At 28.5% G+C, this 16805-nt stretch carries 15 protein-coding genes and 1 other annotated feature; of the genes, 8 read left to right on the top strand and 7 right to left on the bottom strand.

Translation table 11 applies throughout. The annotated features are described in order from the left end of the window. Positions 1–4 precede the first annotated feature (4 nt). On the bottom strand, positions 5–1423 hold the full coding sequence (locus CM240_RS12800) for an MATE family efflux transporter (protein ID WP_044039505.1): 1419 nt from the start codon (positions 1421–1423) through the stop codon (positions 5–7). A gap of 170 nt (positions 1424–1593) precedes the next feature. Then, complete coding sequence (locus tag CM240_RS12795; RefSeq protein ID WP_044039504.1) at positions 1594–3654, bottom strand: helix-turn-helix domain-containing protein; 2061 nt, start codon at positions 3652–3654, stop codon at positions 1594–1596. Between the two features lie 123 nt (positions 3655–3777). Here CM240_RS12795 and CM240_RS12790 point away from each other — a divergent pair, with 123 nt between their 5' ends. Both CM240_RS12790 and CM240_RS12785 read left to right on the top strand, forming a co-directional pair. Beyond that, complete coding sequence (locus CM240_RS12790) at positions 3778–4419, top strand: lactate utilization protein (RefSeq protein ID WP_044039503.1); 642 nt, start codon at positions 3778–3780, stop codon at positions 4417–4419. 23 nt (positions 4420–4442) lie between these two features. Further along, a complete protein-coding gene (locus tag CM240_RS12785) occupies positions 4443–4649 on the top strand; it encodes a hypothetical protein (RefSeq protein ID WP_044039501.1) in 207 nt (68 codons plus the stop codon). A gap of 168 nt (positions 4650–4817) precedes the next feature. Here CM240_RS12785 and CM240_RS12780 read toward each other — a convergent pair whose 3' ends face one another. Continuing rightward, on the bottom strand, positions 4818–5939 hold the full coding sequence (locus tag CM240_RS12780) for a THUMP domain-containing class I SAM-dependent RNA methyltransferase (RefSeq protein ID WP_044039500.1): 1122 nt from the start codon (positions 5937–5939) through the stop codon (positions 4818–4820). Positions 5940–5996: 57 nt separating this feature from the next. Beyond that, on the bottom strand, positions 5997–6359 hold the full coding sequence (locus CM240_RS12775; protein ID WP_051483833.1) for a hypothetical protein: 363 nt from the start codon (positions 6357–6359) through the stop codon (positions 5997–5999). 97 nt (positions 6360–6456) lie between these two features. Between CM240_RS12775 and uvsE the strand changes: the two genes are divergently transcribed. Together uvsE and CM240_RS12765 are read left to right on the top strand one after the other, a co-directional pair. Continuing rightward, positions 6457–7398: a UV DNA damage repair endonuclease UvsE gene (uvsE, locus tag CM240_RS12770; RefSeq protein WP_044039498.1), complete on the top strand. Its 942-nt coding sequence runs from the start codon at positions 6457–6459 to the stop codon at positions 7396–7398. Positions 7399–7428: 30 nt separating this feature from the next. Then, positions 7429–8829: a hypothetical protein gene (locus CM240_RS12765; protein WP_044039497.1), complete on the top strand. Its 1401-nt coding sequence runs from the start codon at positions 7429–7431 to the stop codon at positions 8827–8829. A gap of 393 nt (positions 8830–9222) precedes the next feature. On the opposite strand, the gene ispF is transcribed toward CM240_RS12765, so the two are convergent. After that, positions 9223–9690: a 2-C-methyl-D-erythritol 2,4-cyclodiphosphate synthase gene (gene ispF, locus CM240_RS12760; protein ID WP_044039495.1), complete on the bottom strand. Its 468-nt coding sequence runs from the start codon at positions 9688–9690 to the stop codon at positions 9223–9225. A 116-nt stretch (positions 9691–9806) separates the two neighbouring features. Then, positions 9807–10027, top strand: a binding site (T-box leader). A 74-nt stretch (positions 10028–10101) separates the two neighbouring features. Between ispF and asnS the strand changes: the two genes are divergently transcribed. The 3 genes from asnS (at position 10102) to CM240_RS12745 (ending at position 13753) form a co-directional block, all read left to right on the top strand. After that, positions 10102–11493 (top strand): asparagine--tRNA ligase, encoded by a 1392-nt coding sequence (gene asnS / locus CM240_RS12755; protein WP_044039494.1) that lies wholly within the window; start codon positions 10102–10104, stop codon positions 11491–11493. 104 nt (positions 11494–11597) lie between these two features. Then, positions 11598–12245: an HAD family hydrolase gene (locus CM240_RS12750; RefSeq protein ID WP_044039493.1), complete on the top strand. Its 648-nt coding sequence runs from the start codon at positions 11598–11600 to the stop codon at positions 12243–12245. Between the two features lie 173 nt (positions 12246–12418). Next, positions 12419–13753 carry an FAD-dependent oxidoreductase gene (locus CM240_RS12745; RefSeq protein WP_044039492.1) on the top strand — a complete coding sequence of 445 codons (1335 nt, stop codon included), beginning with the start codon at positions 12419–12421 and terminating at the stop codon, positions 13751–13753. A 136-nt stretch (positions 13754–13889) separates the two neighbouring features. Here CM240_RS12745 and CM240_RS12740 read toward each other — a convergent pair whose 3' ends face one another. Continuing rightward, positions 13890–14663, bottom strand: a complete 774-nt coding sequence (locus tag CM240_RS12740) for a C39 family peptidase (RefSeq protein ID WP_051483832.1) — start codon at positions 14661–14663, stop codon at positions 13890–13892. Positions 14664–14812: 149 nt separating this feature from the next. Here CM240_RS12740 and CM240_RS12735 point away from each other — a divergent pair, with 149 nt between their 5' ends. Continuing rightward, positions 14813–15295 carry a DUF4358 domain-containing protein gene (locus CM240_RS12735; RefSeq protein ID WP_044039491.1) on the top strand — a complete coding sequence of 161 codons (483 nt, stop codon included), beginning with the start codon at positions 14813–14815 and terminating at the stop codon, positions 15293–15295. A 57-nt stretch (positions 15296–15352) separates the two neighbouring features. Here CM240_RS12735 and glgA read toward each other — a convergent pair whose 3' ends face one another. Beyond that, positions 15353–16792: a glycogen synthase GlgA gene (gene glgA / locus CM240_RS12730; RefSeq protein WP_044039490.1), complete on the bottom strand. Its 1440-nt coding sequence runs from the start codon at positions 16790–16792 to the stop codon at positions 15353–15355. Positions 16793–16805 lie beyond the last annotated feature (13 nt).

Here is a 16805-nt window from a genome sequence, read left to right as displayed (position 1 = left end):
TAAATTACATGGTTGCGATAGCTGTTTTACGTAATTTTTTCTTTACCTTTTCAGTTTCAATCATGTCATCAATAGAACTATATGCTTTTCTAACATAAAACAATGAAGTTATAAAGGAAATAGCATCTGAAATAGGAAATGAAATCCAAGCACCAAAAACTCCAAGATTAAAAACTTTTACTAATATAAACACAAGTGGTATAAATACTATTATTTGTCTATATATTGATAATAAGAAAGAACTTTTTACATTACCCATAGCTTGATAATAGTATATTGCTACATAGTATACTCCGATTATAGGAAATACTGATACTACGGTTCTAAATGCAGGAACTACAGTTTCTATTATCGCAGGATCTGTAACAAATAAGCTCATTATTTCTTTTGTAAATAGCATAATTAAGAACCAAACTATTGAAGTTGTCACAGTTACATCGATAATTGATTTTCGAATAATTTCATATAATCTAGTGAAGTTTTTAGCACCATAGTTATATGCTGCCATTGGTTGCATAGCAGATGAGAAACCTATAACTGTTACAAATAAAAACATTGAAACTCTTGTTATAAGACCTATAGTAACAATAGCTACATCGCCACCACTAGAGAATAATAGATTGTTAAGAATAACTGATACTACAGCATCAGATATTTCGATAACAAATGTTGAGAATCCAACACATATCATAGTTAAAGCCATTGAAGGTTGTAGGTTTTTTAGGGAAAAACTAATAGTTAAACCTTTTACAGCTTTTTTATATTGATAGAATGCATATACTGCTGATATTAATTGAGAAACGGCGGTAGAAATAGCTGCACCAGCTATGCCAAAATCAAACATAACTATTAAGATATAATCAATTATTATATTTGCTATAGCACCAATACTAGTACTGATTAATGTTATTTTAGAATTACCTAGAGCTGTAAGTATATATGATACAACTAGAGTAAATCCATTGAAAATAAGTCCAATCAATATAATTGAAACATATGTCTTCGCATAATTAAGAGTATTAGAACTAGCGCCAAGGCTTATCAGTATTTTATCTTGAAATAAGTATATACTACAAAGTACTAAGACAGATAACATTGTAACTAATGTTATAGCTGTTGGTATAATTTTTTGTATTTTTTTTAGGTCCCCTTCCCCAGAAGCTTTTGCAACAGCAGTAGATGCACCTACTGATACGAGCATCGCTATTGCTAAAAAGAGTCTTTGAATTGGGAAAGCTATAGTAAGAGCACCAATACCATTAGCACCGACAACTTGTCCGATGTATAAGGAATCTACCATATTGTATAGTTCTGATACTAATAAAGCAATGACTATAGGTAATGCAAATTTAAAAAGTACTTTTGACACACTACCTTCTTCGAAGGCTTTGTTACCATCTTTTAAATTCTCTTTAATTTCCATAGCTTTCACCTCCTATCTATAATAATTATTAAAAATTTAACGTAATAAATCTTTATGATACTATTATATAGAAGAAAAAATGGAAATTCTCTCACAACATTGCTGAATAAAAAGTACATTTTTGCTTAATGTATTGTTTGTTAAAAATATGAATATAACAAAAAAGCACCTTAAAAAAGGTGCTTTTGTACTTTTTTTAGTAAAATTAGACACGCTGAGTAGCCTTGAAGTCTAATTATCATATTAAGGAGTGGAGTTTTTTTGCTATAACTTAAAGTTACATCTGGAAATGAAATTCTATTTAACATTTGAAATTCTTCATCAGTTAGTCGTTTTGGTTTACCCATAGTGATCCAGTGGTTATATGAAGAACCATGTTTTTCTCCTATCTCATATTTTGTTACTTTATAATCATACATTAGATTTGATAAAGTTAGAGATATTTTCTTGTCAGTAATATTTTTATTAACTTTTAAAGAGGATAAGTTTTCATCATAAGAATAAAGTAAAATTTGAAAATCTTCATTAGATTTAGTAACAATATAGCCATCACCTTTGGAAATAACTTCATCACCTAGTAGAGATAATAAGTATAATCCATAATAAGAAGGCTTTCTTATACCGTTTAAGGTTAGCATACCACAGTAACCAAAGAATAACTCATTGTTTAGTAGAGTAGTTTCATCGACTACATCAAATGCTTTTATATTATAAAGTGGTTTATTATTAATATAATTATGGATTATATATGGAATCATAAAGGGTAAATCATATATATGACTTACTTTATCCTCGTAAGTAAAGGGTTCTTCCATCATATTATCAAGATTAAAGTCTTTTAATATATCATTAGTTTTAGTAATATAATCAATTGGTAGATTTGAAGATGGCCTAAATTTCCATTTAGATATATCTTCATAATCATATAAATCGAAAAAGTATAAAAGAAAACTTTTAAATAGTTTAGAAAAATATTCTATATTATCAAAAACCTTATCTACTACAATCATTGGAGTTATATTTAGCTTAATAAGAGCATCTAGTAGTCCCTCAACTTCATTCCAATTTAAGAAATCTACATTATCATTAAAATAAATCTTCATATCTTTATGAAATAAATATTCAACTAGGCCGTATTTAAAATGCATGTTACTTTGTAATGTTTCTACATATGAACGTTTAGCTGACTTTAAAATTTCAAAAGCGTCACCAAGGTTTATTATTTCAGTCCAGCTATGAAATAAAGGAGATCCTTCATCGGCAGTATTGATGGATAGTTTAATAATTTTATTTTCATAATTAAAACGTTCATAGTTTTCTAGATACTTTGATAAAAGATCTACAGAAGATGAAAGAGGTAACTCCGTAAATTTCTTTGCCGCTTCATATTTATCAGGTGTAAGGTAGTATTTTTTTCTATATTGTAGAGGGGTAATTTTATAGTGCTTTTTAAAATGTTTATTATAATATCTACTATGAGAGAAGCCTACCTCTTCTGATATATCAAGTATTGTTTTATCTGTGCCAAGTAAAAGTTTAACAGACTCATCAACTCGTATCATATTAAGAAAATCTTTAAATGAAAGTCCGCTCATATTTTTAATCTCATGAGATAAGTAGTAGGAGCTTAAGAATTCTTGTTCAGCTATATCGCTAAGGGAAATCTTATTGTCGTAATTGTTATATATAAATTTTGTAATTCTATGATATCTTTTAAATTGTAGTGAGTTTACTTTATTTTCGCTATCATCGTATATTAAATAGTGAAAATTATTTATAAGATGAAATAGTAATTTTACAGTAGTATTTTCTATTTCATCATCATAATTGTCGTTTTTTTGAATGAGTTCACAAGCTAAAATAGATAATAATTCTCTTAATGTTTCATCTCTTTCTTGTTCTTGATGATCTGGCTCTGAAAGAGTTGTGTAAAAGAAAGTATTATCCATGTCATGATAATATTTTTCAAAAAAGCTTTGATCAAAATGAAATATTAAAACTAGATTATCTTCATCTGTAGCATAAAATTTATGAGCTTCATCAGGATTAATAATTTCAACAGATTTCTCTTTCAATACATACTCAGAAGATTCGAGGATAGCATTAATACTACCTTTTAAAACAAAAATAATTTCCATAGAATTATGCCAATGAATAGGGTAGTCAGTTATTTTTTCTAAAGATATTTTTACAGGTAGATCATTGTTAAAAGTAATTGCTTCCTTTCTCATAAGTCCTCCTTTATGTAATATATTATATGGGTTATAATACAATAATAAGGAAAAACTGTGGTAAAAGGCAAGGGATATATTAATAAATTTTCAGTATAATTAAATTAAAGGGGGTAATTTATAATGAGTGAAAATTTAAAGAAAGTGCAAGATATGAAAATAGAAAGAACGATAAAAGCTTTAAAAGAGAATGGAATTAATGGGTATAAAGTTAAAAATAAAGAAGAATTGAAAGAACTTATAGAGTCTTTACTAGAAAGTAAATCAACAGTAACAGTAGGTGGATCAATGACACTTTTTGAAGCTGGAGTAATAGATTTATTAAGAAATGGTGATTATAATTTTTTAGATAGATATAAAGAAGGCCTGAGTAGAGAAGATATAGAGAAGATATATAGAGATGCATTTTTTGCAGATTACTATTTAACATCTACTAATGCATTAACAGAAAAAGGTGAGTTATACAACGTTGATGGTAATGGAAATAGAGTAGCAGCAATGATATATGGACCTAAAAAAGTTATAGTTATCGCAGGGGTAAATAAAATTGTTAAAGATTTAGATGTAGCAATTGTAAGAATGAAAGAAATAGCAGCACCAGCAAATGCAATAAGATTAAATAGAAATACTCCATGTGCTAAAGTAGGTTATTGTTGTGATTGCAAATCACCAGAGAAAATTTGTAGGGAATACACTGTTATTAGAAGTCAAGGTGATAAAGAAAGATTTCATGTAATAATAGTTGAAGAGAATTTAGGTTATTAAATAGGGAATTATATCATAAATAAGTGAGGTCTATAGCTTTAACCGTTGATGTTGTTTGGTTAAAGCTTTTATATATACTATTTGCATTGTTAGAACTAGCGTATGGATATCTTATAATGGAGAAAATTGAAGAGTTGAGTAATGATCAAGTTAGGTTAGCGTCAGAGACATTAATAGAATTATTATTTAATTTAAATATTAACTGTAAAAAAAAGAATATAAAAAAATAATATGTAATTTATTAAAAAATATTGCAAAATTACTAAAAATATTGTAGAATAAAGTTGTAAGAAAAAACAGATACAATAAATTAACTTAAAAGACAATACCAATATCAAATTTCCTCCACTATGTAATTGGAAAAAAGAAATCACCTCAATAATTGAGGTGATTTCTTTTTATTTGTGAAAGTATTGATAGTAATAACATTTAATTCTACCATTATAAAGTTTTCTATTCTTATCGCTTTTTCTACCAAAAGATTTTTCGAATTTTTCAGAAGATGTTATTATAAAATAACTCCATCCATGTAGACCTTTAAATGTATTTCCCATATCTCTGTAGAGATTTAAGACAGCTTTTTCATCTTGAAGTCTTTCGCCATAAGGGGGGTTACATATGATAACTCCATTAGATTCATTAGAAAAAACTCTGCGTACATCCATGGATCTAAAAGTAATCATATCATCTACACCAGCGAGTTCACTGTTTTCTTTTGCTACTTCGATTATCTTTTTATCTATATCTGAAGCATAGATTTTAAGTTCTTTATCATAATCAATTGCTTCATAGGCTTCTTTCTTTATTTTTTTGAACAGCTCTTTGTCAACAAAATGAAAATCTTCAAAATCAAAACGACGATTAAGACCAGGAGCAATATTTAGTCCCATCATGGCAGCTTCAATAGCTATAGTTCCAGAACCACACATAGGGTCTATAAGCGGTTTACTTGGATTCCAATCTGATAATTTAACTAATGCTGCAGCTAAAGTTTCTTTTATTGGAGCTTCATTACCGTGAGCACGATAACCTCTTTTATGTAATGGTACACCAGAGGTATCTAGAGTAACAATTACTCTATCTTTAAGTATAGATACTAATATAGAATAACGAGTTCCGTCCTCTTCAAACCATTCAACGTTATGGGTTTCTTTCATTTTATTAATAATTGCTTTTTTTGATATGCTCTGTATATCTGAAAGAGAAAATAATGTTGACTTTACAGATTTAGCATTGACAATAAATTCTCCATCAACAGTTAAGTAATCGGCCCAAGGCAGAGCTTTAACACCTTGAAATAATTCTTCGAATGTAGTAGCAACAAAATCACCAAGTTTAATATGAACTCTATCACTACAACGAAGATAAAGATTCGATTTTATCATACCTGATATATCAGTATCATATGTTACCCTTCCATTTTCTACTTCTAAGTTAGTAAATCCTAGGTCTTTAAGTTCTTTAGAAACTATTGATTCTAAGCCCATAGGCGCCGTTGCAATAAGTGTTAGTTTATTCATAAGTAATCTCTCCTAATTTAATATACTTTTCATTATATCAAAAAGGACTGAATAATATCAGTCCTTTAGTTCTGGAATTTTCATAAGTGAAAATTCTTTCATGTCCTCAGATTTATTCATATAGTACTCGTTAGTTAGTTTATTTAATGAATCTAAACATTCATTATATTCTTTCAAAGAAAAATGACAACGAGCTTTCAAAAAATATAATTCGTCAATATGAATAGATTTTAATGCAAGGTTACAATATTCTAAAGCTAATGGGTAGTCTTTTTCATCTATCAAAATATCTGCGATAGTAGGAACGCTTGCAGGAAATGAACGATTAAAAATATTATTAATAGCTCGTTTTATTAAATCTTTTGAAGTACCATTCGTATATAAAATGTGAATAGCATCGTGAACCTCTTTAATATCCAAGTATTACACCACCTTCTGTGTATGTTGTGTGCATAATAACAATATATGCATAGTAAACCAATAAGGCTACCATACTAATTAAAAAGAGGTGAAAAATATGAAAATAAGATTTGGATATGTAGCGATAGCTTTAGGGTTGGATAAAAATGTAACATCTTCGTCTACTGTTACTTTTTCTAATTATAGTAAGATGCATAATGATGAAGAAAGATTAAACAAGCTTAAAAAAGTTACATTAAGTAATTTAGAAGCATTAAAGAAAATTTTAGAATATAACGTAGAAAAGAATATACATTTTTATAGAATGACTTCAGCATTAATTCCATTAGCTACTCATCCTGAAGTGAAAAATTGGGATTATAAAAAATACTTTAAGAAAGAATTTAAAGAGATTGGAGATATAATAAAAAAATCTAATATGAGGGTAGATGCACATCCAGATCAATTTAACGTAATAAATTCAAATAGATCAGAAGTTGTTGAAGCTACTAAAAGAAATCTTATGCACTTTTGCGAAATATTTCAGTTGATGAATTACGATGATTATAAATTAGTATTACACATAGGAGGAGCAACTGGTGGAAAAGAAAAGGCATTAGATAGATTTAAAGATAATATTACAGGTTTTGATGAAAAAATAAGAAAAAAAATAATAATAGAAAATGATGATAAAACATATACAATGAAAGAGACTTTAGAATTATGCGAATCATTAAAAATTCCAATGGTTTTAGATGTACATCATCATAATTGTAACAATAATGGAGAAAGGATAGAGGAATACTTAGAGAGAATATTTAATACATGGACAAGTGAAAAATTGCCACCTAAAGTTCATTTTTCTAGTCCTAAAGATGGTATAAGAGATAGAAAACACCATGAATATATAAATATTGAAGAAATGAGGAAGTTTATAAATATTACTAAACTTTTAGGGGAAAGTTTCGATATTATGATAGAAGCAAAAATGAAGGATTTAGCCATGTTTAAAGTTGTATCAGAACTGAAAAAGAGCGAATTTGATATAGAATTAGAATAGTGTTTTATATTTATTATTGGGGGGGATAGAATGGAATCATATCATCAAATTATACTAATGAGTTATGGTGATGATTTAAATATTATAAAAACTCGTAATGCAACAGAGAATAATGTTAATATCATAAAAAGTAGATTTCATTCTATAATTAATAATAAATATGAAGAAGATGATGAAGGATATGCATTTTTTAGAGAAGAAAATAGTAGTTATATTTCTAAAATAGTTATTTGTAAAGAAAAGAAAATAATACATACAATAGTCAAGGAAAATGGATATTTTGATAATTATCCAATAGCTTATATAAATAGCAACATTTTAAATATGGATTATAAAAATATAACATTGTATGAAATAGAAAAAATGATAGTTGGGGAAGATATAAGCCCAGAAAGTGTTAGTGGATTTATAGTAGCACGACCTAATAATAATTATAATGAGTCTAGAATAAGAATATTAAAAAGGTTGATAAACATACTTATCTTAAGTAAGGAAGATCATCGCAAAATTATATTAAAGGATTCAGGAAAGAATTGCCTTATGTGGATAGGGGCACTATGCTTTTTGTTTCCTGTAAGATTAGCTCAGGATATATCATTTAATAGTTTAAGTAATGGTATAGATAATAATTTTGATATAAATTGTGTTAAAGAAAAAAATGATATTACTATTTCTTTATATGTAGAAAATGAAAGTAAATATTATATACATGATTTAATTGAGGGATTGGAAAGTAAACCAGCGCTAGATACTAGATATGCTAACTTAGCGCAAATAGGATATACTATTTCATATGACAATATTAAGGCAGTAACGAATTTTATGGATAAGTTTCAGTATTTTAATATAAGACAAGATATTGATGATTGTTATAATTTATATAGTTTTATATATACTATGTCATCAACAGAAGCTGAACGAATTATTAAAGGTATAAAATTTTTGGATAGATATGGTGATAAATATGTAAAATACGGAATAATAAATATATTGGAACTTAGAATAACATCTAATATATGTACTATATCTAATGAAGTTGCATTAGCATTTATAGATTTAATGCATGATGTTTCTGAAGGGTATAATGATGATAAGTTCTATAAGAAAAGTTTTAGATTTTTAGCAATGTATATAAATGAACTTACTATCATGAGAAAATATATGAGAACAGAAGATGTAGTGAATTTTTTTGAAAATGTATATTATAAAAATAGAGATAAGAGAGATCTTATAATAAAGTACTTACTAGGTAAAGCAAATGCCAATTATATTAAGAAATATATTAAAGATGATAGGGTACTTGATGTGTATTCTACGATTATTAATGTTATAGGAAATGATGGAGAAGATGCTGAGTGGTATGTAAAAGCATTAATAGAAAATAGATTATCAGGGCACAAGTATGAGGACACAAGGCACAGGTATGGATAGGGCATAGGTATGAGGGCACAAGGCACAGGTATGGTGGAAATTCCTGCGGAATTTCTGAAATTGCAAGTGTTTAGCTTGTGTTATAGAGTGGATTAGTTTTTTAGTTAATTATATTTGATGTAAAACTATTACATGGGGCTATATGAAGGTTGCACCTTCATATAGCTTGAAATAAAAATTTCGGATTTATAGTAAGTACAAAATAACACTTAGGTATAATAAATTTATATATTCGCTAAATATATAAATCTGTTTCTTTAATTGGGAATTGTAACTTGCTGTCCGCAGGACTATAATATTTTCCCCATAGGGGAAAATTAACCTAACTTGTGACATAATAAAAGGAACTATCACTAACAAATTTTCATTTAGTGATAGTTCCTTTTTATATTGTTATATTAAAAGGCAGATAGCTTGAGAGGAGATACCTTCCTCTCTTCCCGTAAAGCTAAGACCTTCTTCAGTTGTTGCTTTAACATTGATATTTTTTATATCAATGTTTAGTGCATTAGATATGTTCTCTCTCATTAAATTAATGTGAGGAGACATTTTTGGTTTTTGAGCAATAATAGTAGAGTCGATATTCTCTATTTTATATCCAGCTTCATTTACAAGGCGCCCTACTTCTTCTAAAAGTTTTATAGAAGAAGCTCCTTTAAATCTTTCATCGGTATCAGGAAAATGCTTACCGATATCTCCAAGAGCAGCAGCACCTAGTAGGGCATCCATTATAGCATGTAATAAAACATCGGCATCAGAGTGACCTAGTAGTCCTAAACTATGGGGAATTTCAACTCCGCCAATGATAAGTTTTCTGTTAGTTACTAATTTATGTACATCATAACCCATTCCAATTCTCATAAAAACACCTCATTAAATTTTATATATAAAATTATAAATACTATTACTAATAGATACAAGTATTTATAAGTATTGACTTTATTGAGGGAAAAATCTATAATTTTTTTATAAGTATATATTAAACGTTGATGAGACCAGTAGGTATAGTAGAGATTTCAGAGAGCTAACGGTAGCTGTGAGTTAGTATTGAAGCTATATTGAATAACGACTCGGAGTTTCTAACTGAAGGGCACTTTGAGGCCTGCGTAGGATTAGAGGGTTAAAACCCTTATATTTTAGAGTGGCTTTTTTTAAGCAACTAGGGTGGCACCGCGAAAGTATGTCCTTCGTCCCTATTTAGGGATGAAGGACTTTTTATTTTATTATTTAATATACTAAGTATATAATAAAGGCTTTGAAAGGATGGTAATAATGGAAAATACTTTAGTTAAAGCACTTTTTAGAGAAAGTGATGACTTTGCAGGAAAAACAGTTAAAGTAAGTGGATGGGTAAGAACTATAAGATCAAATAATAACTTTGGATTTATAGAATTAAATGACGGTAGTTTCTTTAAGAATCTACAAGTTGTTTTTGAAAATACATTAGATAATTTTAAAGAAATATCAAAGATAGCGATAAGCTCATCTTTAGAAATAGAAGGTGAAGTTGTATTAACACCAAATTCAAAACAACCTCTTGAATTAAAAGCAACTAATATAGTAATTCATGGACATAGTAATTCAGATTATCCATTACAAAAGAAAAGACATACAATGGAATATTTAAGAACTATAGCACATTTAAGACCAAGAAGTAATACTTTTTCAGCTGTATTTAGAGTAAGAGGTTTAGCAGCTTATGCAATACACAAGTTCTTTAATGAAAGAGGATTTGTATATGTAAATACTCCAATTATAACAGCTTCAGACTGTGAAGGTGCAGGAGAAATGTTTAGATTAACTACATTAGATCCTAAAAATCCTCCATTAACTGAAGATGGTGAAGTTGATTTTTCACAAGATTTCTTTGGAAAGCCTGCAAACCTTACAGTTTCAGGGCAATTAAATGGAGAAACTTATGCATTAGCATTTAGAAATATATATACTTTTGGACCAACATTTAGAGCTGAAAATTCAAATACAGGAAGACATGCATCAGAATTCTGGATGGTAGAACCTGAGATGGCATTTGCAGAATTAACAGACTACCTAGATTGTGCTGAAGATATGATAAAATATATTATTAATTATGTTCTTGAAAATGCACCAGAAGAAATGGAGTTCTTCTCTAACTTTATTGATAAAGGATTAATGGACAGATTAAATAATGTAGTTAACTCTGAGTTTGCTAGAATTACGTATACAGAAGCTGTTGAAATATTACAAAAATGTAATAAGGAATTCCAATATCCAGTAGAGTGGGGCATTGATCTTCAAACAGAACATGAAAGATATTTATCAGAAGAAGTATTTAAGAGACCAGTATTCGTTACTGACTATCCAAAGGATATAAAAGCTTTCTATATGAGATTAAATGATGATGGAAAAACTGTTGCTGCAGCAGATCTTTTAGCACCAGGAGTTGGAGAAATCATTGGTGGATCTCAAAGAGAAGAAAGATTAGATATTCTTGAAGCAAGAATGGAAGAGTTAGGATTAAATAAAGAAGATTACTGGTGGTATTTAGAACTTAGAAAATATGGAGAAACTAAACACTCAGGGTTTGGGCTTGGGTTCGAAAGAATTCTTATGTATTTAACAGGAATGAGTAATATAAGAGACGTAATACCATTCCCAAGAACTCCAGGAAATGCTGATTTTTAGAATATTAATTTAAAATTAAAAAAAGCTACTTTGCAAATACCACATATGTGGTTTTGCAGTGTAGCTTTTTAAGTTACTGGATAAAAAGTGAGGGGAGAATACAAATGAATGTTGAATTAGTTATATTTGATATGGATGGATTGATGTTTGATACTGAGAGGGTAGCAAAGAGAGCATGGAAAGCAGCTGGGGATAAGTTTGGATATAAACTAGAGGGAGAACTTTTTGATAGTTTTCTTGGTAGAAATATAGTATCTGTTAAAAATATCATTGTTGATACTTATGGAGAAAGCTGCCCTATTGATGATATTATAAAAGAAGTAAAATACATAGAAAATAAGATAGTTGATGATGAGGGATTAGTTGTTAAAGATGGATTATATGACTTATTAAATTATCTAAAAAAACTTAATATTAAAATTGCAGTGGCTACATCCAGTAGGAGAGAGAGAGCTAAAAAATTACTAACATTAGCTAAAATAGAGAATGAATTTGATTATATTATATGTGGAGACGAAGTAACAAAATCAAAACCTGATCCAGAAATTTTCTTAAAGGTTGCAGAAAAGCTTAATTGCAGTCCTGAAAATTGTATTGTTATGGAGGATTCAAGACAAGGGATACAGGCAGCTAAAAATGCTGGTATGAGACCAATTATGGTTCCAGACTTATTAGATGCTGATGAAGAAACATCAACAAGATTATATAAAAAGATAAAACACTTAGGTGAAGCGATAAATATTATAAAGTAAATAAAAATCATTATGTAAGGTATACTATTGTATAATTGCATAATGATTTTTTTTATTTTTGAAATATATTGAAATTTGCCTTTAAATGGAATAGAATACAAGTAAGAACTTTTATTAAAAAATAATAGTTCTTATATAAATGGGTATTGAATTAATATTGGAGGTTAAGAATTATGAGAGTTATAATTATAGGATGCACACATGCAGGAACTGCCAGTGCAATGAATATCAAGGAGTTATATCCTGAAAGTGATATTGTTGTATATGAAAAGAATAATAATGTTTCATTTCTATCTTGTGGTATAGCATTAACGGTTGGAGGTATAGTAGAAGATCCAAAGAAGCTTTTTTACAATTCACCAGATAATATGATAAGTATGGGAATAGATATGAAAATGAATTATGAAGTGACTAATATAAATATTAAGGAAAAGAAAATAGAAGCTAAAAATTTAATTACAGGGCAAATTATAGTAGATAAATATGATAAATTGGTTCTGACTTTAGGTTCATGGCCTATAGTACCTAATTTTGAAGGTGGAAATTTAGAAAATATTTTGTTATGTAAAAATTATAATCATGCAAAAGAAATTATAAATAAATCTAATTCTATAAACAATGTAGTGGTAATTGGTGCTGGATATATTGGAGTTGAATTAGCAGAGGCCTTTAATATAAAAGGAAAAAATGTAACATTAATAGATGCAGAAGATAGGATTATGAATAAATATCTTGATAAAGAGTTTACGGATGTAGCAGAAGGGGAGTTTATTGATAAGGGAGTAAAACTAAGATTAGGTGAAAAAGTTATAAAATTTGAAAGTAATATAGAAAATAAAGTTTCAAAGGTTATTACAAATGAAGGTGAGTATGATGCTGATTTAGTAGTACTTTGTATAGGGTTTAAGCCAAATACAGCTTTGATAAATGGAAAGGTTGATACTATAAATAATGGTGCTATAGTGATTGATGAATATATGAGAACTAGTGAGAAAGATGTGTTTGCTGCAGGAGATTGTTGCATAGTAGAGTATAATCCTGTAGGAGATAAAAGATATATTCCATTAGCAACTAATGCTGTTAGAATGGGAATGTTAGTTGCGAAAAATTTGGTAGAACCAAAGCTTAAATATCTAGGTACTCAAGGAACATCTGGAATAAAAATATATGATAAATGTATTGCATCAACTGGTTTAACAGAAGAGGTGGCAAAGGCAACAACCAATATGAATATTGGATCACTTATATATAAAGATAATTATAGACCAGAATTTATGCCAACATATACTGAAGCCATGATAAAGTTAGTATACGATAAAAATACAAATAGAATCTTAGGGGGACAAATTATATCTGAAGAAGATTTAACTCAATATATGAACACATTGTCAGTAGTTATTCAAAATAGAATGACAATTGATGAGTTAGCGGTGACTGATTTCTTCTTTCAACCGCATTTTAATAAACCATGGAGTTTACTAAATTCTGTAGCAATAAAAGGAATATAAGAAAAAAAGGATGTTATAAGAAAATTATTGTAGCATCCTTTTTTCTTGTTTAAGATAATTATTATATCTATTATAAGATCATAAATTAATGATAAAAAGCTATTGCATAATGTTTATAAAATAGTATGCAATAGCTTTATTTTAATGATACTGCTTGACTACCTAAGCTTTCCCAGCGACTTTTAAATAACTCTTTATCTATATATTTTTCGGTACCATCATAAGGGTCATTAACTATTACATTACTTTCATCAAAGCCTATTAGTAAGTAAGCGTGTTCTGGGGCAATCCAAGAAATAGTACCATTAGATGATTGCCATGTCGTTGTTACTGATGGAGCTTTCATATCAATAGTAGCCCACATAATTACTGGTTTATTTGATTTTACAGTATCAAGTATGTTTTCAAAAGGTACTCCTGTTAAGTTATTAGCTTCATTATTTGTATATATATTTATTAGGTCAATTATTGGTTTATGATATACACCATAAGAATTTTTAGAATAAGGGTCACCGATGAAACTGTCATTAGGATCATTACCATGTAAAACACCTTTTCTGTATGTAGGAAGAGGACTCTTTTTTATACTATTTGCTAATAACAGTTTATCTACCTTATATCCATACCAATTTAATAACATTGTAGTAGCGACAATTTCACATCCAGATGGAAGTTCAGGAAATTGATTAATAATCGGTACATGAATTATCTTAAAGGCATTACTTGATGATTCATTAGAAGATAAAGTATTGGATTCTGTAGATAAAGTATTTGCTATTGTAGCAGTAGGTATATTATTTGTAGTGGGAGTGTCTTTATAATTTTTTATATATGGAAAGTATAAGTATAAAGAAATTCCCACAGATATAGTAGTTGATATAAATAATAAAAATACGAAAAACTTTTTCATCATATCACCTAAATTTATAATTGTTAGATAAATAAATTATCGTAAATAAGTGGATAACATTAAGAGATTTATAGAAGATGAGATATTAAAATAATTTTATTATTTCCAGGGAATAATAATTCTAAAGTAAGTATTTAGGAGGAATATTAATGAAGAAGTATTTAAAGAAAGCAAGTATTTTTATGGTATTATTAGTTTCTGTTATGTGTATCGTAAGTTGTGGTAATAAAACTAATACAGATGATAAGGATTTTGCAGTGTCCGATTTTACAGACAAATTAGGATCTGATTTAGAAAATTTAAAAGAAGGTACTGAAGATGATTTAAAGAGAATATATGATATTTCAAAAGATGATGTTGAGGATTTTAAGTTATATGTATCACCAGATGGAAATCTACATGATCAGCTTTTAGTAGTAAAGGCAAAAAGTGAAGAAGATCTAGAAGGGTTGAAAAATAAAATAGAGGCTGCAAAGGATAAAGCTGTGGAAGATTTAGGAGATGCCGGTGAAGATGTAAAGGGTAGAATAGAAAATTCAAAGGTATATACAAAAGGGAGATACTTAGTATATAGTATATCTGATGATGGAGAAAATATTAAAAATTCATTTGAAGAAATGTTTAATAAATAAAAACAACACCATAAAACTAGCATAAATAAGGTTAGTTTTATGGTGTTGTTTTTAAGTTTATCCCCAAATAAGTGTATTATATAAATCTTTATATATATAAGCTGAATTTTCCCAACTATTAGAAGAGTTCATAGCATTTCTAGAGATTATATCCCAGTGGTATTTATCCCAATAGAAATGAAGTCCCCTTTTAATGGTATTTAACATATCTTTAGCATCGTAGTTTGTAAAAGTAAATCCATTACCTTCTTTATAATGCTCATTATAAGAAAATACTGTATCTTTAAGCCCACCAGTTTCTCTAACAATAGGTACGGAACCATAGCGTAGTGCTATTAATTGTGAAAGACCACAAGGTTCAAATTTTGAAGGCATTAAGAAGAAGTCAGAAGCTCCATAAATTCTTTGAGCGAGAGAATTATCAAAGTAAATATTAGTAGAGCATCTATTAGGATATTTATTTGCGAAGTATCTAAAACTATGTTCATAATTTGGATCACCAGTACCTAGTAAAACAAATTGAACATTTTCACTACACATTAGCTCTTCAAATATAGAACATACTAAATCGAGGCCTTTTTGATCTGTTAATCTAGATACAAGACCTATTAATGGAGTATCAGCATTTTGTTCTAAGCCTAATTCTCTTTGAAGGTTAACTTTATTTTCGCGTTTTAGCCAATAATTATTTACATCATATTTTACTGGGAGGTGAATATCAGTTGCAGGATTAAATGTATCATAATCAATACCATTTACTATACCCCAAAGATCATTACGTCTTCCATGTAATAGACCACTTAATGTTGAGCCAAATGGTTCAGTTTGAATTTCATTAGAATAAGTATTAGATACAGTAGATATTTTATCAGAATAAACAATTCCACCTTTTAAAAAGTTAACTGAATTATAGTATTTTAATGATGATTCATTAAAATAGCCCTCATTTAACTCTAATAAATCTAGAATAGATTTATCAAAGATACCTTGATATTGTAAATTATGGATTGTTAGGGCCGTTTTTATTCTTGTATAGTTATCAAAAAATCTATAGTGATCTTTTAATAGTGCTGGAATCATAGCAGTATGCCAATCATTACAGTGTATTATATCTGGTTCAAAGTCATTCATATATGGAATACTTTGAAGCACTGCTTTAGAAAAGAAAGTGAAACGTTCACCTTCATCAGTATATCCATAAGAGCCAGGACGATTAAAATAGTATTCATTATCTACAAAATAGAAAGGTATACCATCAAATTCTAGAAATTCTATTCCACAATATTGTTTTCTCCAACCTACAGAAACTATATAATTTCCTTTATGTTGCATAGAATTTTTAAAATAGTCTGGGATAGAGCTGTATTTAGGCATAATTACTCTTATGTCCACATCGTTCAATTTTTTTAATGCTTTTGGAAGAGAGTATGATACATCGCCTAAACCTCCAGTTTTTAAAAATGGATGGCATTCTGATGTTACAAATAAAACTTTCAAAAATAATTCCTCC

This window comes from Clostridium bornimense, from assembly GCF_000577895.1.
GTDB lineage: Bacteria > Bacillota > Clostridia > Clostridiales > Clostridiaceae > Clostridium_AN > Clostridium_AN bornimense.
This window is presented reverse-complemented; position numbering and strand designations above follow the sequence as displayed.